Origin of the sequence: Arthrobacter sp. B6, from assembly GCF_001663775.1 — a bacterium.
GTDB lineage: Bacteria > Actinomycetota > Actinomycetes > Actinomycetales > Micrococcaceae > Arthrobacter.
This window is the reverse complement of the sequence record NZ_KV467168.1, coordinates 2,510,320-2,528,590: the sequence shown is the minus strand read 5'-3', so window position 1 is coordinate 2,528,590 and position 18,271 is coordinate 2,510,320. Positions and strand designations below refer to the sequence as shown.

Below are 18,271 nucleotides of genomic sequence, written 5' to 3'. Positions count from 1 at the left end.
CAGCTCTAGGACCGGTTGAAAACGACATCAACCCAGTAGTTGGTGCTCCTGAAGCTGTCCGTGGGGAAGCCGGTTGTGCCATAGCGGTAGACACCGTTGGCCCCATCAACACCGCTCGCCAAGCCATGAAGGGGAGGGCTGTCGGCGGCGCTGGTGAAGTAGTCCCTGGTTGATGAATAGGAGCCCACGGGCGCGTAGTAGGACACGACGTAGGTGGTGTTGGCCGAGATTGCAACAGGCGAGGAGAACATGGCCTGCTGCCAGCCTGAGCCTGTTTCGCCGGTAAAGGTGACGGAGGCCAACAGAGTCCCCGTGCGTGACCAAAGGTGGCCGACGTGCGTCCCCGTATTGGTGCTGCCCTTGAAGAACCGGACGCCCGTGACCGTTCCGGCTACGTCGGAGCGGAACTTCATGCCCACTTCCACGGCACGTTTATCGTTCGTGTTTGCCGTGGCGGGTACCGACGTCGGACTGAAGACGCTGCAGGGGCATGCTGCGGGCGCTGCCCTGGTGGTGAAACTCCAGGAGAAGGGGGTACTCATGGACGCACCGTCAGCGTTGCTGGCACCACTGACGGTTGCGGTGTAGGCGGTGCTGAACGCCAGCACACTGGCGGGAGTGAACGTGGACGTATTCGTCGCAGCGTCGTGTGCCACCGAACCCGCCACGGCCGTCCCGGCAGCATCCTTGAGCGTAAACACCACGGAGGAACCGGTGACAGCCTGGTTGAACGTTGCCGCCGGCTTCACTCCCTCCGCTACCGCAGTGGCGTTGTTGGCAGGCGAGACTGCCGCCACGGCGGGAGCGGCGCCATCCGGGCTCGTGCTGAACACAACATCCACCCAGTAATTGGTGTTGTTGTAGCTGTCGGTGGGGAAGGCGGAAGCCCCATAGCGGTAGACGCCATTGGCTCCGTCAATGCCTGCGGCCAGTCCATGCAGCGGCGCCCTGTCCGCAGAAGTGCCAAAGTAGCCGCTGTTCGAGGAGTAGAAGCCTTCCGGCGCGTAGTACGACACGACGTAAGTGGTGTTCGCGGCTATGGGGATCGGTGCTGAGAACAGCGCCTCTTGCCAGCCGGACGCTGTCTCATCAACGAAGGTGACGGATGCCAAAAGACTTCCGGTCGCTGACCAAAGATGACCCGTATGCGTCCCGGTGTTTGAACTGCCCTTGTAGAAACGCACGCCATTGACAGTGCCTGGCACATCGGACCGGAACTTCATCCCGAGCTCGACGTCGTTGGCATCATCATTCACGACAGTTGCCGGGACAGCGCTCGGGCTGAAGACCGAGCAGGGGCATGCAGCCGGAGCTGCGGCGGTTGTGAACGTCCAGGAGTGCGGCGCGCTCATGGTCTGGCCGCTCGCGTTGGTGGCCCCGCTGACCGTCGCCGTGTACGTGGTGCTGTAGGAAAGTGCCGCCGCCGGCGTGAACGTAGACGTGTTGGTCGCCGCGTCGTAGGCCAGGGAACCGGTAACCGCGGCATTGGCGGCGTCCCTCACGGAGAACACCACAGACGATGGCGTCACCGCCTGGTTGAACGTCGCCGCGGGCTTCACGCCCACCGCCACGGATGTGGCGTTATTCGCCGGCACCACCGAGGAAACAGCAGGCAGCACGGCCGCCGCGGCGGTTGTGAACGTCCAGGAGAATGGCTGACTCATAGACTGCCCGGCGGCGTTGGTGGCCCCGCTGACCGTCGCCGTGTACGTGGTGCTGTGAGAAAGTGCCGCCGCCGGCGTGAACGTAGAGGTGTTGGTCGCCGCGTCGTAGGCCAGGGAACCGGCAACCGCGGCATTGGCGGCGTCCCTCACGGAGAACACCACAGACGATGGCGTCACCGCCTGGTTGAACGTCGCCGCGGGCTTCACGCCCACCGCCACGGATGTGGCGTTATTCGCCGGCACCACCGAGGAAACAGCAGGCAGCACGGCCGCCGCGGCGGTTGTGAACGTCCAGGAGTATGGCTGACTCATAGACTGCCCGGCGGCGTTGGTGGCCCCGCTGACCGTCGCCGTGTACGTGGTGCTGTGAGAAAGTGCCGCCGCCGGCGTGAACGTAGACGTGTTGGTCGCCGCGTCGTAGGCCAGGGAACCGGTAACCGCGGCATTGGCGGCGTCCCTCACGGAGAACACCACAGACGATGGCGTCACCGCCTGGTTGAACGTCGCCGCGGGCTTCACGCCCACCGCCACGGATGTGGCGTTATTCGCCGGCACCACCGAGGAAACAGCAGGCAGCACGGCCGCCGCGGCGGTTGTGAACGTCCAGGAGTATGGCTGACTCATAGACTGCCCGGCGGCGTTGGTGGCCCCGCTGACCGTCGCCGTGTACGTGGTGCTGTGAGAAAGTGCCGCCGCCGGCGTGAACGTAGAGGTGTTGGTCGCCGCGTCGTAGGCCAGGGAACCGGCAACCGCGGCATTGGCGGCATCCCTCACGGAGAACACCACAGACGAGGGGGTCACGGCCTGGTTGAAGGAGACAGTGGGTTTGACCTCAACCGGAACGCCCGTTGCGGCGTTCGCTGGCGTCACCGAGGTGACGGCGGGTGCCGGGCTGGACGGTGTGTTGTTGAAGACCACGTCCACCCAGTAGTTCGTGTTGTTGTAGCTCTGGTTGGGAAAACCTGAAGCGCCGTAGCGGTAAACTCCGTTTGGCCCGTCCGTTCCACTGGCCAGGCCATGGAGCGGGCCCCTGTCCGTGGACGTACTGAAGAATCCGCTGTTGGCTGCGTAGCGGCCAACGGGCGCGTGGTAGGAAACCACGTAAGTGGTATTCGCCGCGATATTCACGGGGCTGGAGAAGTTCGCCTGTTGCCAGCCGGAAGCACTCTCGCCGGTGAATGTGACGGACGCAAGCAGCGTCCCGGTCCCGGACCACAGGTGACCGGTATGGGTTCCGGTGTTGGCCGTTCCCTTGTAGAAACGCACCCCGGTGACATTGCCCGCGACGTCCGAGCGGAATTTCATGCCCAGTTCGACGCCATTGGTGTCGTTTTCTGACGCGACAGCCGGAACGGCCGTTGGGCTGAAGACAGAGCACGGGCAGGCAGCAGGTGCGGCGGCCGTGGTGAAGCTCCAGGAATGCGGTGACGTCATGACCTGCCCCGCCGCGTTGGCAGCACCGCTGACTGTGGCTGTGTAGGCAGTGCCGTGCGCGAGGACCGCTGCGGGAGTGAAGGTCGACGTGTTGGTCGCTGCGTCATGGACCACACTGCCGGCAACCGTGCTGCCGTTTGGACCCTTGACCCCGAAGACAACCGAGGAGCCCGTTACGGCCTGGTTGAACGTCGCTGTTGGCTTGACGTCCACAGCAACGCCGGTTGCATTGTTCGCCGGCGACACCGACGACACTGAGGGCGCCGCCGGAGGCGGGGCCGTTGTAAATGTCCACGTGTAGGGGGCAGCCATGGTCTGGCCGGCAGAATTACGCGCCCCACTGACAGTGGCCGTGTAGGCGGTGCTGTATTCCAGGACATTTGTGGGAGTAAACGTGGAAGTGTTCGTTGCCGCATCGTGCGCCAGCGAACCGCCCACTGTGGCACCGGCTGCATTCTTCAGCGTGAAGGCCACGGAGCCGGCAGTCACTGCCTGGTTGAACGTGACAGCTGGCTTGGTGCTTACGGCCACACCCGAGGCATTGTTCACGGGTGACACCGACGAGACCGCGGGCGCCACGGTTCCCGAAGGGGTGAACACTACATCCACCCAGTAGTACTCGGCGTCATACATCAGATCCGGGAAACTCGACGTTGAGGCGTACCGGTAGAAACCGTTGGGGGCTCCGGGAAGGCTTCGCGTAAAATGCAGGGGCGCGCTGTCGAGTGAGTTGCTCCCGCCTGTGGGGGACGGGTTGTTGTAGAAGTACCCGAGATCCTGGGCGTAGTGGCCTGACGGCGCGAAGTACGACACCACATAATGCGTGTTGGCCGTGATGGCCAGCGGGGGCGACAATGTGGCGGTCTGCCAGCCGGTGGCAGATTCACCCGTGAACGTTGCGCTGGCCAGCCTTTGGCCAGCAGCACTCCACACGCTGCCAACGTGCGTGCCGGTATTTTTCGCAGATTTGAAGAACCGGACTGAACTGATCGTGCCGGCAACGTCGGAGTAGAATTTCGCGCCGACTTCTATGGAGCCGGTGTCCCCGGAGTCAGGTGCTGCAGGCGCGAAGTTCAATCCGGAAAGGGAACAGGGACACGCAACGTTGACCGGCACTCCGGGTGATCCCGACTCCAGGTTGCCGCTGTCGTCGACTGCCCTGGAGCGCAGGACCGACGTCGGGCTCCCGTGGGCATTCCAGCTGTAGGACCAGTTAGTGGTGCCGTTCGCGCGGCGCCAGGTTGTTCCGCCGTCGGTGGACACCTCCACGCCGGCTACTACGCCACCCGTGTCGGAGGCTGTCCCGGACACTGTAAGGATCGTGCTGTCGGCCACCGTAGCACCGGCAGCCGGGGACGTCACGGCTGAAGTCGGTGCCACCGTGTCTGCTGAAGGTTGGGCGGCCACAAGGCCGGATGTCAGTGTGGCGGGCTGTGACCCCATGTCCGCAAAGAGATTGACGGTGGCCTGCTGCATGTTCCGGTCCACGGCTTTGCCTGTGGTGTAGGAGTCCAGACCCCAGGACCACTGGATTGTTCCGGCGCCAAAGACGAGAGCGCCGCTGGTGGCCTTGTACATTGTCAGGTTGTGGGTGGCCGTTCCCCCGTGTTGAGTGCTGGACCCATAGTCGGTGAAGACCTCCGCCGTTGTGCTGGTGGTATGCGACAACCTGAACTGGCCAGGCGGCCTGAAGCCGTTGTCAGCATCGATGTCCCACTCGTAGCCCAATGTGCCGGACCCGGCCCCCAGCGTTGCTGAGGCCCCGTTTGCGAGGCTGGGGATCGAAGTGTTCCTCCACAGCCTGAGCTGCTTGAAGGCAGCAGGGACTTCGATATCGGTTGTCCCGGAGTTCACCACGAAGTACTGCCCGGTCAACGCATTTTCGGGGTTTCCGCCGCCGGTGGCTGTACCGTAGCGTGGATCGCGCCAGGTACCGGTCCAGGAGACAGGGTCGGTAGGGCCGTTGAAGTGCGTGTCCTTGTACGAGGCAATGGTGCGCCCCGCCGTTGCGGTCCCCGCCGAGCTGGGCTCCCAACGTGTCCTCCAGAACATCTCGTTGCCGCTGAAGAATGCCAGGTGCACGCCGGCGTCACGGGCGGCCTCAACATTTGCCCGTTGCTCCGCGGTCCAGTATTCATCGTGGCCGACTGAAAGGAAGGCCTTGTGGTTCAACAGCAAGGGGGCCTTGGTGGACACGTCCAACCCGCTCATGTAGCTGACGTCGTAGCCGTTGGCCTCGATAAAGCGGATCATGGGGTATTCGGCATACATCAGCCAGTTCTGGCCCTGGGCTTCCCCAGCCGTGGTGAACGGCCTGTTGTAGGACACCTTGAAGGCAGCCTTGTAGGCCTGTGGATTGCCCGGCGGGCAGGCCACCGTGCAGCCGTAGAGGCTGTTTCCGCCGTAGGTGTTATATGCCTGCCAGGTGGAGTCTGAGGTCTGGAACAGCAGATCGGAGTGAGCCGCGTCGTCGCGCACCACAAACGGAATGACGCTGGCAGCGCTCACGTCGGTGCGCACCAGGCGCGCAAGGTAAACGCCGGAAACGGCCGACGCCGGCACTTGCCATGAGGCGGACACCGCCCAGTTTCCGCAATCAATCAGGCCGGTCGCAGAGTAGGTGAGGCAGTTGGGCTGGGATTGCGGCAGCGGCACTGACGGAAGAATATTGGCGGCGACTTTGCGGGCCCCCAGCCCCTGGTAGTAACCCAGACGGTAAATGTCGACGCGGTAGGCCGAGGCTGTGGTCTTGACCTTGAAGGTCACCGTTTGCCCAACGTTGACGCTCATCGACGTCGCGTAGCCCTGGATGGTGCTGCTGCCCGCTCCCGCGACCTGCCATTCGGACGCCGGACTGCCGGGCTGCGTGTTCTCGCAGGCAACCTTGCTGACCACCGGCGCATCGCACGGACCTGCGGCCCGGGCAGGAGCCAACAGCGACGGATCGGCTGCGATGGAGAGTGTGGAGACGATCAACGCGAGGATCAGCGCAGGGACGCCCTGCTTGAGGATCCGCCGGGGGAACAATCCGGGTGCAGACTTCATTTTTCGGCTCCATAGTCGCGGCACAACCACGCAGCGGCAGGATCCGGGGGTCTGCACTCCCCTGTCCTGCCAGTGGCACCGGCTTCCCGGTACCTGACTGTCGCGTTCAGTTAGTTGTTACCGGTGCCCTGCGGGTGGCGAGACAGTCGGGTCTCTCCGCCATGCGGCCCGGAACCATGGACCGCATGCCCATAGGGCATCCGTATTTTTCAACCGTAGGCTCGGCCGCTCTCAACCACTAGCCAAGCCGAGCGACTATGTGGGAACCCGCACCAGCTTTGTGGTGAGGATTCAAGGAGATTCGAGCCTTTACATCGCCGTCGCGAAAAACAGCTCCGTTACCGCAGCCAGCCGCCGCGGGTCCTCCACGCCGCAGAGCTCACGGGCGGAGTGCATGGACAGCAGCGGAACCCCGACGTCGACTGTCCGGATGCCCAAGCGCGTTGCGGTCAGCGGGCCGATGGTGGAGCCGCACGGCATCACGTTGTTGGACACGAACTCCTGGTAGGGCACGTCAGCCTCGGCGCACAGCCGGGCCCAGAAGGCAGCGCCGTTGGCGTCCGTGGCGTACCGCTGGTTGGCGTTGATTTTCAGCAGCGGCCCGCCGTTGAGCACCGGCTGGTTGGCGGGATCGTGCCGCTCGGCGTAGTTGGGGTGGACGGCGTGCCCGGCGTCCGCGGAAACACAGAACGACGCCGCCAGCGCCTGCCGCCGCTGGCTCACCGTTGCGCCGAGGCCCTCGGAGATGCGGACCAGCACGTCCTCGAGGACCGGCCCGCACGCCCCGGACCGGGAATTGGAGCCGATTTCCTCATGGTCGAATGCCGCAAGGACGGCAATGGGTCCCCCGGAGGCAGCGCCGGCGGAAGCAGACGAAGCGTGCGCGGCCAGCGCCACCAGCCCCGCATGCGTGGCCGAAAGGTTGTCCAGGCGGCCGGAGGCGAAGAACTCTCCGTGGGCACCGAAAACCGCGGGCGGCTGCGTGTCCGCCATAACGACGTCGTACCCGCCAATCTGCGCAGGGTCAACCGACACATCAGGCACATGGGATGCCAAGACAGCCAGCAGGTCCACCTCAGCCGGGTTGCCCAGCCCCCACACCGGGTTCATGTGCCGCTGCTTATCCAGCGTGAGGCCGTCGTTTACGTTTCGGTCCAGGTGGATGGCCAGCTGCGGGAACCGGAGCATCGGACCGGTGGCCGTAAGGTGCTGGGTGCCGTCCAGCATGACCAGCCGGCCGGCCAACTGCAGTTCGCGGTCAAGCCAGGAGTTCAGCAGCGGCCCGCCGTAGATTTCGACGCCGGCCTGCAGCCACCCGTGGGCTCCGGTGGTCGGCTTGGGCTTGAGTTTGAAGGAGGGGGAGTCGGTGTGCGCGCCCAGGATGTTGAATCCTGTTGCGGGCCCGGCGCCTTCGGGCACCACCCACGCGATGAGCGCGCCGTCACGGACTGTGTAGAACGAGCCCGTCCCGCCTTCCCACGGCAGCAGTTCGTCCAGGCCGGTGAACCCGGCGTCATCCAGCCGCCGCGCGGCCTCCCGTACGGCGTGGAAGCTCGACGGCGATGCGCTGACATACGCGCCCAGGTCCTGGATGTGGTCTGCAGCGGCAGAAGGTGAAGGCATGGTTCCGAGTCTAACGCCGCGCCTGGTGCCTACAGGGTGACGTTCAGGCCCGCCGTGTAGCCCGTGGCGGCGGAGCCGGTCATAGTCGCCAGCTGGTGGACGCCGCCGTCGTTCCGGAAGACGTTGTCCGACTGCAGCGTGGTCCGTCTCATGTTCGCGGCGCTGTCCTCGTAGCCCGGGGTGGCGTAGACGTCGTCGCAGGCGGCCTTGGTCAGCGCAATCTGCGACACAGCAAGCACCTGTCCGGCCGCCGTGGCATTGCTCATGGACTCGAACACCTCGAAGTGGATGTGCGGCCAGCGTCCGGAGTAGGCGCCGGGAAAGACGGAGCTGAACGTGACCTGGCCGTTGGCGTCGGCTTCCTGAACACCGCGGAGGTAGTTTTCGTTGGACAGGCCTGAATCGTAGAGGGAATACCTGCCCTCCCGGTCGCAGTGCCAGGCGTAGACGGCGGCCCCGGCAAGGGGAACGCAGCCGTTGGCGTTGTCCAGCAGTGTCAGGGTAAAGGTCAACGGCACACCTTCGGCCGTGGCGCTGCCGGTCCCGAAGCTTGCGGTGATGTCCTGCCGCACCACTCCCGAGGCTGCCAGGACGTTGGGTCCGTTCGAGCCGTCACCCGGGAACGGACCGGCCGTCTCCTCGGGGATTTCCGCGCCGCACTCGGCGATCGCGCGGGTGAGCGTTGGGGAAGCGGACGGCGGGGCGGAGGCCGTCGCCGCGGGGGTCGTCGCGGCACTTTCCGTGGCGGCCGGCGTCGTCGTCCCCGCCGTGCTGCCTGATCCGCCGGGAGTGCATGCCGCCAGGGCGGCTGCGGCGCCTCCGGCGCCGAAGAACATGCCGAGTGAGCGGCGGCTCATCATGGTGGAAAGGTCGAATTCGAGGCCGCGGTCGTGGTTGGGGTGGGGAACGTGGTTGGTCATGGATCCATGGAACGACATCCGCCTGTTGCCTGCATAGGGTGCTCCTGTGCGCTGCCTGTGCCTCAGTAGTCCGGGTTGCTCGGAACCACCAGGCCGGTCTCGTAGGCGTAGACCACGGCCTGGACGCGGTCCCGCAGGTGCAGCTTCGTGAGGATGCGGCGGACGTGGGTCTTCACGGTGGCTTCAGAGAGGAAATACCTGTGCGCTATCTCGGCGTTGGACAGACCCTCCGCCATGGCCTCCAGCATCTCGGTTTCGCGGGGCGTCAGGTCCTCCAGCAGCGGATCACGCGGCGCCGCGGCGGGAGCAGGCCGGGCAGCACCACGGACGTACGTCTCCAGCAGCCGCTGCGTGACTCTCGGGGCCACCACCGCATCCCCGCTGGCCACCACGCGCACGGCCTGGATCAGTTCCGACGGCGCCACGTCCTTCAGGAGGAAAGCGGACGCGCCTGCCTGGAGCCCCGCAAACGCGTATTCGTCCACATCGAAGGTGGTGAGGATGATGATTCGGGCACCCGATCCGGATGTGGTGATGGCGCGCGTGGCCTCGATGCCGTCCAGTACGGGCATCCGGACGTCCATGAGCACTACGTCCGGGTTGAGTTCGCGGACCTGACGGATGGCGTCGGCACCGTCGGACGCCTCGCCCACGATGTGGAGGTCGTCCTCACCCTCCAGGATGAGGCGGAAGCCCATCCTCAGCAGGGGCTGGTCATCCACCAGCAGGACTGATGTCGGTTGGTTCTGGGTCACGATTTGCCTTGCAGTTGGGGTGGACGGTTGAGCGGCTCCGTGGGCTCGTCGCCTGGACAATCAAGGACGGCGCGGACGCGCCAGCCCCGGCTGCTCCACCCGGCTTCCACCGTGCCGGAGTAGATGCGGGCCCGCTCCGCCATTCCGGCAAGCCCCTGGCCGGAACCGGGAAGGCCCCCGGCAGTGCTGGAACCCGGCCCGCCGTCGGAGGTTCCCTGGCCTGCTGCCCCCGTGCCGTCGTCGAGCACTTCAATGGTGACGGTGGAACCGGCCCGGATAATGTCCACGTCCACGCGGCCCAGCGACCTCCCGTAGCGCAGGACGTTGGTGAGCGATTCCTGGACGATCCGGTACACGGTCAGCTGGAACGCAGCATCGTCGGGCAGCGCAGGCCCCGTATGGGAGTAGTGCAGCGGCAGCCCTGCCGTGCGGAATCCTTCGAGGAGTGTCCTCAGGCTGTCACCGGAAGCCAGCGGCTGCCGCGGTGCCGTCAATCCTGCATCGTCCCGCAACACGCCCAGCACCCTCCGCATGTCGGCCAGGGCGGTCCGGCCCGTCCGGGAGAGTTCACCGAGCACCTCACCGGCGCGATCGGGACTTTTCCGGACCACGACGGCGGCACCGTCCGACAAGCTGATCATCACCGTCAGCGAGTGCGCGACGACGTCGTGCATTTCCCGGGCGATCCGGTTCCGTTCGTTCACGGAGGCGAGGCTGGCCGTCCGCGCCGCCCAGGCTGCGATTTCCTGTTCGTGTTCCCGCCGCTGCCGCACGGAGATGCCGATTCCGGTGGCGATCACGTTGGACAGGGCAATGGTGGCCCCGGTGGCGATGCTGGTCAGGAGGTGGAAGTCGCCGGGGTTGCCGCCGGTGTGGTGGACGAAGGAGTTCTCCATGGGACCGACGGCGGCCAGCAGGTACAGCAGTGCCAGCGGCGCCGTGGCCACCGCCATGGTCATCAGGGCGAACCGTCGCGTGTGCACCACCGCCACCGAGTAAAGCGAGAACCACAGTCCGGCAGAGACATTGGAACCCCACGGATGGAGCAGCGTCACCGCTACCTCGACCACGGCTATGAAGGCCACGAGCGCCACGGGGTAGAAACGCCGGAAGAAGAGCGCTGCTGCCACCGCCAGGAGGAGCACGGCCGCGAACCAGGCGCCTGACAAGACGGCGTCAACCACGGTGGGAGCCACCAGCAGCGCATAGCTGAGGGCCACCACACCGTCCATCACCCAGGGATGCTGGTACAGGTACCGGCGCAGCAGACCTCGCCGTTTAGCCGTGATTTCGGCAAAGGACGCGTCGGCCAGTCCGGCCGGCGCGTCCTTAACTGGTGCCGCTTCGTTCATGGTCTGAGCCTAGCTGCAGACTAGACGTCGCGTTTCTTCAGCACAACCGCGGCGAGAACCACCGGGACGACTACCCAGGCACCGAGGACAAGGGCGGCCTGCCACGCCTCCAGGGTGTCAGGCATGTGCTGCACGGCCGTCATTGGCTCCACCGTATTCCCCGGAAGGTATTTACGGGTCTGCACGAAAAAGTCTCCTGGGATCAGCTGGAAGGCAATCGGTGCCACGAAGAACAGCCCGACGAGGCTCATGATGCCGCCCGCCGAGTTCCGGAGCAGTGATCCCAGTGCCATGCCAATGGCCGCTACGGCAGCGACGTAGACGCTGTTGACGAGCAGCATCTTGACTGACTGCGAGCTGGCGAGGTCCAGCTTGAGGTCGTAGTTGCCCAGGATCGGCAGCGAGAGCAGGCCGGCCAGATACACCGAGACCACGGTGACAACGAACGCCGTCAGCATCACCACCAGCAGTTTAGCCACGAAAGCGGGCGTCCGTTTCGGTACGGCTGCGAAGGTTGAGCGGGCCATTCCCGTGGAGAACTCGGAACTCATCAGGAGCACGCCGAGCGAGCCCAGGATGAGTTGGGCGAAGGCAATGCCGGAGGTCGGGACCCCGACGGCGAGGTCCCCGCCCTGGGCGGCAAACGAGGCGGCCGCCTGGGGGTCGCGCAGTGCTTCCTCGGCGAACTGGCCGGTACCCCAGGCTGACAGGGCGCCAAAGCCAACCACTACCAGGACGGTGCAGGCGAGGAGGATCAGCGTGGACAGCAGGGTGCGGAACTTGATGAATTCCGAGTTCAGCACGCGGAGGAAGGACGGGCCCGGGCCGGTACTGATGGCGTCGCCGGGCAGCTTGCCGGAAGACGCCGAGCCGGCGTGCGCCCCGCGGCGGGACGGGTTGGGTTCGAGGGTGGTTGAGCTCATGGCTTAGTTGCCTCCGGACTGGACGGGAGCCGAGGGGCCCGTGGTGATCAGTGAGTGGTATTCGACCTCATCCTTGGTCAGCTCCATGTAGGCCTCCTCAAGGCTGGCCTGAAGCGGCGTCAGTTCGTAGATCATGACGCGGCTGTCCAGGGCGGCGCGGGCGATCTGGCGGGGATCAAGGCCCGTGACCTCGAGCAGTTCGTTTTCCTGCACCTCAACGGAGACGCCGTCGCCGGCAAGCAGCTGCATCAGCTGGTCCGGCTGGTCGGTGCGCACCCGCGTGCGGATCCGGCCCTTGCCGTTGATGATGTCCCGGATGGGCGCGTCGGCGATGATCCGGCCGCGGCCGATCACAATCAGGTGATCCGCCGTGACAGCCATCTCGCTCATCAGGTGGCTGGACAGAAATACGGTGCGTCCCTCGGAGGCAAGATACTTGACGAGGTTCCGGACCCAGACCACGCCCTCCGGGTCCAGGCCGTTCACGGGTTCGTCCAGGATGACGGTCTGCGGGTCGCCGAGCAGTGCGGCGGCAATGCCCAGCCGCTGACCCATGCCCAGCGAAAAGCCGCCGACCTTCTTTTTGGCCACATCGGCCAGTCCGGTCATCTCGATGACTTCATGGACGCGCTTTTTGGGAATGCTGTGCGTCGCGGCCATGGCCCGCAGATGGTTGTAGGCCGTGCGGCTCGTGTGGACGGCCTTGGCGTCCAGCAGAGCGCCAACGTCACGCAGGGGAGCTGCGTGACTGGCGAACGGTGCACCGTTGACGGTCACCGTGCCTGACGTGGGCCGGTCCAGGCCCATGATCATGCGCATCGTGGTGGATTTGCCGGCACCGTTGGGTCCGAGGAAGCCGGTCACGCGGCCGGCTTCGACGGTGAAGTTGACGCCGGAGACGGCCGTCTTTTCGCCGTATACCTTGGTCAGGCCTTTTGCCTCGATCATGGATTGTTCCTTCGAACAGCAGCCCGTGGCTGCGGGAATGTTTCGGAGAGTGGTGTACCCACCACGCTACAGACGCAGCCCGTGGATTTCGCCGGTCTCAGGGATGATTCAGGGATGAATCAGGGTAGTCCCGATGGATGACCGGATCGCCCGGAGGGGGCTGGTGGATCCGACTCCGCGCAGGCCTCAGGACTGGGGCGAGTAGTATGCCAGGCCACGGTTCGCCACGCGGAACTCTGCCGTGCGCACCCCGGCCAGGGCCTCGCCGTCGACGGCCAGAACCATCGGTGACCCGTCCGATTCGATGCGGATCGTGGAGGCTTCGGTAAGGTGCGTGATCCGGGAAGTGGCCACTGTTCCGGTCAGGACGGACCAGAGCAGGCGGAGCCGTGCGAAGGATTCATCGGCCGTGATCATGCGGATATCCAGGACGCCGTCATCCAGGACAGGCCGCACCAGGGGCGCGTGGTCACGGGGGTAGTAGCGGCCGCGGCCAATGTAGGCGATCCAGAGTTTGTGCCGGACGCCGTCCACGATCAGGGTGGAAGGGGTTCCTCCGGCGAAGGTCCGGAACATGGCCACTACTCCGGCCAGCGGCTTACCCAGGGCGGGCTGCAGCATCTCCCGGCGCCTGACCATGTTGGGATACAGTCCTATGCTCGCGGTGTTCAGCATGATCAGCTCTGCCGTCTCGGGATTGCCCGCCATACCCCGCTCCACGGTTACCAGGCCTACGTCTGCGAGGGCTGCCTCGCCCCGGTTGGCCGCGATAACGGCGTCCTTCAGGCTGCCTGTACCCGCGTCACGGGCGAAGTGGTTGAGTGTGCCACCCGGCAGGACCAGCAGCGGCAGGGAATGTCCGACGGCGGCAGCCGCCGCAGCGCCGACAGTACCGTCCCCGCCCCAGACGCCGAGCGCAACCGTCCCCGGGAACGTGGCAGTTGCCTGGATCTGGGCGGCGAGGTCTTCCCCGGCGTCCACGGTATTGATATGCGCTTGAGGGAATACTTCCTGGAGGGCACCGGCGGTCTCCTCGGTGAACGATCCGCCGAGGGTGTTCACGACAATGCTGAGCCCCAAGCCGCCGGGCAGTTCGGGAGCCGGCGTTGGCGTGCGGCTGACCTCGGGAAACGGAGGACGCACGGGCCACCATGTCCTGGTCACCAAGGCGGCTCCCGCACCGATTGCCGAACCAAAGAACACGTCTGATGGCCAGTGCGCCCCGGTGTGGACCCGGGAATAGGCAACTGCAGCGGCCACGGGCGCCAAGGCTGCCCCGACTGCCGGCTTCACCAGTCCTGCTCCCACCGCGAAGGCGATGGCGGAGGCCGAATGCCCTGACGGCATGGATGAACTGGTGGGTTGCGGATGGACGAACCGGAAGACCGGAAGGTGCTCCGGCAAGGGCCTGGCGCGGGGAAGGAGGGTCTTGAAGCCCACGTTGGTCACGGTGGAAGCCACGGCCTGGGCGATCAGTCCGTGCAGGGCGGCACGGCGGGGTTTTCCCGGGAAGGCGGCCATTACGGCTGCCGCGGCCATCCAGAGCTTTCCGTGGTTGGCCGACGCGGACAAGCGGCGAAAGAAGGCATCGTGGTTTCCGCCCGGGAATGCCGAAACGCCCCGGACCAGATGCCGGTCTAAGCGGCCGATCCAGCCGGAACCTCTGCGCCACCTGATCTGCATGCCACCACCCTACCGCCGGGAACATTTCCTCCGGGCAGGCCGGCTCGGACCTATTTGGCGGGCAACGGCTTGGCGGCGCCCGCCAGCAGGAGTGCAAGGAGGATTGGAGCCAGGATGGCCAGCAGTGCCAGGTGGATGCCGGTGAGGTCGCCGAGGTACCCGAGCAGCGGGGGACCAGCGAGGAATGAGATATACCCCAGAGTGGATACAACCGAGACGCGGGCCGCGGCATGTTTGGGATCATCGGCGGCCGCCGACATTCCCATGGGGAAGGCCAGGGCAGCGCCCATGCCCCAAAGTGCGGCGCCCACCGCCGCGAGCCAGACGTTGCCGGCCAGGACGAAGAGCAGCAGTCCGGCGGCGGCCGCAGCCATGCTGGCCCGGAGCACAGCGGCCCGGCCGTACGCGTCGATGACCCTGCCTCCGACGAAGCGCATGGCTGTCATGGCCAGGACAAACAGGGCAAACATGAGGGCGCCGGTGGACTCTGCAGTGCCCAGCCCGTCCACGGAGGCCTTGGCGATCCAGTCATTTCCTGCCCCCTCGGTCAGCGTCGCACCGAGCACCACAACGCCGATCAGCAGGGTGCGTCCGTCCCGCCACGCAGAGGGTCCCTTGGCCACCTTGGGCTCGCCCTCCGCGGGTGCTGCGGCAGCGAGGTGGGGCAGGAAGTACCGCGGCGTCACCAGCACTACGACGGCAACCAGCCCGGCGATGACCAGGAGGTGGACCGGCAACCCGATGCCGAGGGTGGAGAGGCCGGCGCCGATCAGGGCACCTACGAAGGCCCCGCCACTGAAGGCTGCGTGGAACTGGGGCATGATGGTGCGGCGCATCTTGTGCTCAACGTCGGCTCCTTCGATGTTCTGGGACACGTCCCAGAGGCCGATGCCGATGCCAAAGAGGAACAGGCACACGGCAGTGCCAGGGACGGATTCGGCGGAGAGGCTCAACGCAATGCCCACGCCCGCCAACGCCACCAGCACCCCGGCTGCCCGCACGGTATTAGCGGTTCCCAGCCTGCCCACCACGAGGCCCGCCGTCGGAAGCGCCAGCAGCGAACCGACGGCGGTGCAGAGCAGGAGTGTCCCCATCTGGCCGGATGTCAGGTTCAGGGTCTCGGTGACGGCAGGGATGCGTGCCGCCCAGCTCGCGAAGACCAGGCCGTTGATTCCGAAGACTATGAATGTGGCGGCCGCCGCCGCCTTGAGGGACGGGCTGGCCTTGATTCGGGTGTTGGTGCTCATGCTTTTACTACTTCCACCGAGAGCTTGTTCAGGGGTGCGAGTTCTTCCGCACTCAGGTCTTTGTCTGTCACGATCACGTTCACCGAATCAAGCGGGGCCACAAGCGCCACAGCGTTGGCATCCCATTTGGAACCGGCGCAGGCAACGATCACGCGGGCGGCCGATTCGAGGCCTGCCCTTTTGACAGCGGCGTCTTCAAGGTCGTGTGCCAGGAGTCCGTCTTTGAGGTTGAGCGCACATGGTGTGACCACAGCCGTGTCGAAGCGCAGGGACCGGATGTTGGCTTCCGCGAGCGGACCCCGGAAGCACAACTCGCCAGGAACCAGGCTGCCGCCGGGGAGGAGCAGGGCAGGCCGCTGGCCGGGATTCGGGTCGTCGCCGGTCACCGCAGTCAGCGAGCGGACGGACATGGGCATCAGAGTCAGCTCACGGCCGCGCAGCGTCCTGGCGACTTCCGTCGCGGTGGTTCCGCTGTCCAGCCAGACGTGCTCACGGTCCCGGAGCAGCCCCGCCACCGCAGCCGCAATCCGAATTTTGACGGCCTGGTCCTCGAGTTCCCGCTGGCCGTACCCGGGGTTTTCGCCACGGACGATCAGGCTCCTGGCACCTCCGTGGACGCGCCGGAGGACACCATGGGACGCGAGCACTTCCAGGTCCCTGCGGATGGTGGCCCCTGACGCCTCGCAGGCTCCCGTGAGCTCTTCCACCGAAACCTCGGCCCGGCGGCGCAGCAACTCACCGATCAGGCGGTGGCGCTCCTCGGTCTTCATGCTCAAATGCTAACAAGATCTGATTATTTAATCATTTCTGTGTTCACTTGCGGATCTACCCGGCCACGACGCTCTCTCACTTCCTGCAAGAAAACCGCCAACGCTCTCTCACTGGGTGAGAGAGCGTCGGCCAAAAATGCGCAGAAAGTGAGAGAGGGTCCCCTAGCGGACGCGTTCCACCCGCTTCTCGTCCCACACCGGCTCAGCGGATTCATAGACCTTGCCGTCCGAGCCGAACACCAGGAAGCGGTCAAATGTCCGCGCGAACCAGCGGTCGTGCGTGACGGCCAGGACGCTTCCCTCGAAGTGGTCGATGGCCCGTTCCAGTGCCTCTGCCGAGTGCAGGTCCAGGTTGTCGGTGGGCTCGTCAAGGAGCAGCAGTGTGGCTCCGGAGAGCTGAAGCAGCAGGATCTGGAACCGCGCCTGCTGGCCGCCGGAGAGGGACTCGTACTTCTGTTCAGACTGCCCAACCAGGCCATAGCCGTCCAGCGCGCCGGCAGCTGCCTCACGCCCAAGCCCGGACCGGTGCTCGTCGCCGCGGTGCAGGATCTCCAGCAGCGTTTTGCCAAGGAGGTCGGGGCGGATATGCGTCTGCGCGAAGAAGCCGGGGCGGATGCGGGCGCCGAGTTTCACGGTGCCCTCGTGGGGCACATCGGCGATGAGACTAAGCGGCTGCGGCGAGGGACCCGCCCCGAGCGTGCGAGGGGTGGGAGCCGCAGGCAGCGCGGACACGGGGAGGTGCTCACGCTCCGGATCGGTGCCTCCCGTGGCGAGGAGGCGCAGGAAGTGGCTCTTGCCGGAGCCGTTGGAGCCCAGCACACCCACGCGGTCCCCGAACCACACCTCGGTGGAGAACGGCTTCATCAGGCCGGTCAGTTCGAGCTTCTCTGCCACGATGGCGCGTTTGGCGGTCCGGCCGCCCTTAAGCCGCATCTGCACGTTCTGCTCGATGGGCAGGGCCTCGGGCGGGCCGGCCTCGAGGAACTTTGCCAACCGGGTCTGCGCAGCGTGGTAGCGGTTGGCCATGTCGGAACGGAACGCTGCCTTGTTCTTGTACATGTTGACGAGTTCCTTCAGCTTCACGTGCTCCTCGTCCCAGCGCTTGCGAAGCTCCTCGAAGCGGGCGTTCCGGTCCGCGCGGGCGTCCACGTAGGAGCCGAAGCCGCCGCCATGGATCCACGCCCCCGCACCGTTGATGCCCGGCTCAAGAGTGACGATCCGGCCCGCGGCGTTGTTCAGCAGCTCGCGGTCGTGGCTGATGAAGAAGACCGTCTTCTTGGACTCGTTGAGCTTGTCCTCGAGCCAGCGTTTGCCGGGCACGTCCAGGTAGTTGTCCGGCTCGTCCAGCAGGAGGAGCTCGTCGGGGCCCGCAAACAGGGCTTCAAGCACCAGGCGTTTCTGCTCGCCGCCGGAAAGGCTCGACGCCGGGCGGTGCTGCGCGCGGTCAAAAGGCAGTCCCAGGGCGGCCATGCAGACCTCGTCCCAGACGGTCTCGACGTCGTAGCCCCCTGCGTCGCCCCAGTCCACGATCGCCTGGGCATACCGCATCTGGCTGGGTTCGTCGTCCTGCTCCACCATTGCGAGCTCGGCTTCGTCCACTTCCCGGGCAGCTGCCGCCAGCGCGGGCGGTGCCGCGGAAACCAGCAGGTCGCGGACGGTGGAATCATCCCGGACCTGGCCCACGAACTGGCGCATGATGCCCATGTTCCCGGAACGCCCGATCACGCCTTCATCCGGAACGAGGTCGCCGGAAATGATCCGGAAAAGTGTGGTCTTTCCCGTGCCGTTGGGGCCGATCAGGGCCGTTTTGGTGCCGTCCGGGACCTTGAAAGTCACGCCGTTGAGCAGCTGGGTGCCGTCGGAGAGGAAGTAGTCAATACCGGAAACGTCTATGTGGGCCACGCCAA

Annotated in this window: 11 protein-coding genes; all 11 read right to left on the bottom strand. The window is 65.7% G+C overall.

Annotation, left to right across the window (positions count from 1 at the left end; genetic code table 11):
• Nucleotides 1–5: 5 nt before the first annotated feature.
• Nucleotides 6–6,143, bottom strand: a complete 6,138-nt coding sequence (locus tag AU175_RS11120; RefSeq protein WP_082979118.1) for a DUF4082 domain-containing protein — start codon at nucleotides 6,141–6,143, stop codon at nucleotides 6–8.
• A gap of 309 nt (nucleotides 6,144–6,452) precedes the next feature.
• Entirely contained in the window at nucleotides 6,453–7,766 is a 1,314-nt protein-coding gene (locus tag AU175_RS11115; RefSeq protein WP_066288632.1) for a M18 family aminopeptidase, read from the bottom strand.
• Nucleotides 7,767–7,795: 29 nt separating this feature from the next.
• On the bottom strand, nucleotides 7,796–8,686 hold the full coding sequence (locus AU175_RS11110) for an intradiol ring-cleavage dioxygenase (protein WP_066290973.1): 891 nt from the start codon (nucleotides 8,684–8,686) through the stop codon (nucleotides 7,796–7,798).
• A gap of 62 nt (nucleotides 8,687–8,748) precedes the next feature.
• Complete coding sequence (locus AU175_RS11105; RefSeq protein ID WP_066290970.1) at nucleotides 8,749–9,384, bottom strand: response regulator transcription factor; 636 nt, start codon at nucleotides 9,382–9,384, stop codon at nucleotides 8,749–8,751.
• Nucleotides 9,385–9,437: 53 nt separating this feature from the next.
• Nucleotides 9,438–10,793, bottom strand: coding sequence for a sensor histidine kinase (locus AU175_RS11100; RefSeq protein ID WP_066288630.1), 1,356 nt, complete (start codon nucleotides 10,791–10,793; stop codon nucleotides 9,438–9,440).
• 20 nt (nucleotides 10,794–10,813) lie between these two features.
• Nucleotides 10,814–11,716 carry an ABC transporter permease gene (locus AU175_RS11095; protein WP_197497080.1) on the bottom strand — a complete coding sequence of 301 codons (903 nt, stop codon included), beginning with the start codon at nucleotides 11,714–11,716 and terminating at the stop codon, nucleotides 10,814–10,816.
• A gap of 3 nt (nucleotides 11,717–11,719) precedes the next feature.
• Complete coding sequence (locus AU175_RS11090) at nucleotides 11,720–12,664, bottom strand: ABC transporter ATP-binding protein (protein ID WP_066288629.1); 945 nt, start codon at nucleotides 12,662–12,664, stop codon at nucleotides 11,720–11,722.
• Nucleotides 12,665–12,850: 186 nt separating this feature from the next.
• A complete protein-coding gene (locus AU175_RS11085) occupies nucleotides 12,851–14,347 on the bottom strand; it encodes a bifunctional phosphatase PAP2/diacylglycerol kinase family protein (protein ID WP_066288624.1) in 1,497 nt (498 codons plus the stop codon).
• Nucleotides 14,348–14,397: 50 nt separating this feature from the next.
• Nucleotides 14,398–15,594, bottom strand: coding sequence for an MFS transporter (locus AU175_RS11080; RefSeq protein WP_066288621.1), 1,197 nt, complete (start codon nucleotides 15,592–15,594; stop codon nucleotides 14,398–14,400).
• On the bottom strand, nucleotides 15,591–16,364 hold the full coding sequence (locus AU175_RS11075; RefSeq protein ID WP_066288616.1) for a DeoR/GlpR family DNA-binding transcription regulator: 774 nt from the start codon (nucleotides 16,362–16,364) through the stop codon (nucleotides 15,591–15,593). Before AU175_RS11075 ends, AU175_RS11080 begins: the two co-directional genes overlap by 4 nt.
• 162 nt (nucleotides 16,365–16,526) lie before the next feature.
• The gene (locus AU175_RS11070) at nucleotides 16,527–18,266 is read right to left on the bottom strand and encodes an ABC-F family ATP-binding cassette domain-containing protein (RefSeq protein ID WP_066288613.1); all 1,740 of its coding nucleotides are present in this window, start codon (nucleotides 18,264–18,266) and stop codon (nucleotides 16,527–16,529) included.
• Nucleotides 18,267–18,271: the final 5 nt, after the last annotated feature.

Bases quoted from the DNA above. Each gene is read 5' to 3' on its own strand.
- AU175_RS11120 (WP_082979118.1), bottom strand. From the start codon at position 6,143: ATGAAGTCTGCACCCGGATTGTTCCCCCGGCGGATCCTCAAGCAGGGC.
- AU175_RS11115 (WP_066288632.1), bottom strand. From the start codon at position 7,766: ATGCCTTCACCTTCTGCCGCTGCAGACCACATCCAGGACCTGGGCGCG.
- AU175_RS11110 (WP_066290973.1), bottom strand. From the start codon at position 8,686: ATGACCAACCACGTTCCCCACCCCAACCACGACCGCGGCCTCGAATTC.
- AU175_RS11105 (WP_066290970.1), bottom strand. From the start codon at position 9,384: ATGGGCTTCCGCCTCATCCTGGAGGGTGAGGACGACCTCCACATCGTG.
- AU175_RS11100 (WP_066288630.1), bottom strand. From the start codon at position 10,793: ATGAACGAAGCGGCACCAGTTAAGGACGCGCCGGCCGGACTGGCCGAC.
- AU175_RS11095 (WP_197497080.1), bottom strand. From the start codon at position 11,716: ATGAGCTCAACCACCCTCGAACCCAACCCGTCCCGCCGCGGGGCGCAC.
- AU175_RS11090 (WP_066288629.1), bottom strand. From the start codon at position 12,664: ATGATCGAGGCAAAAGGCCTGACCAAGGTATACGGCGAAAAGACGGCC.
- AU175_RS11085 (WP_066288624.1), bottom strand. From the start codon at position 14,347: ATGCAGATCAGGTGGCGCAGAGGTTCCGGCTGGATCGGCCGCTTAGAC.
- AU175_RS11080 (WP_066288621.1), bottom strand. From the start codon at position 15,594: ATGAGCACCAACACCCGAATCAAGGCCAGCCCGTCCCTCAAGGCGGCG.
- AU175_RS11075 (WP_066288616.1), bottom strand. From the start codon at position 16,364: ATGAAGACCGAGGAGCGCCACCGCCTGATCGGTGAGTTGCTGCGCCGC.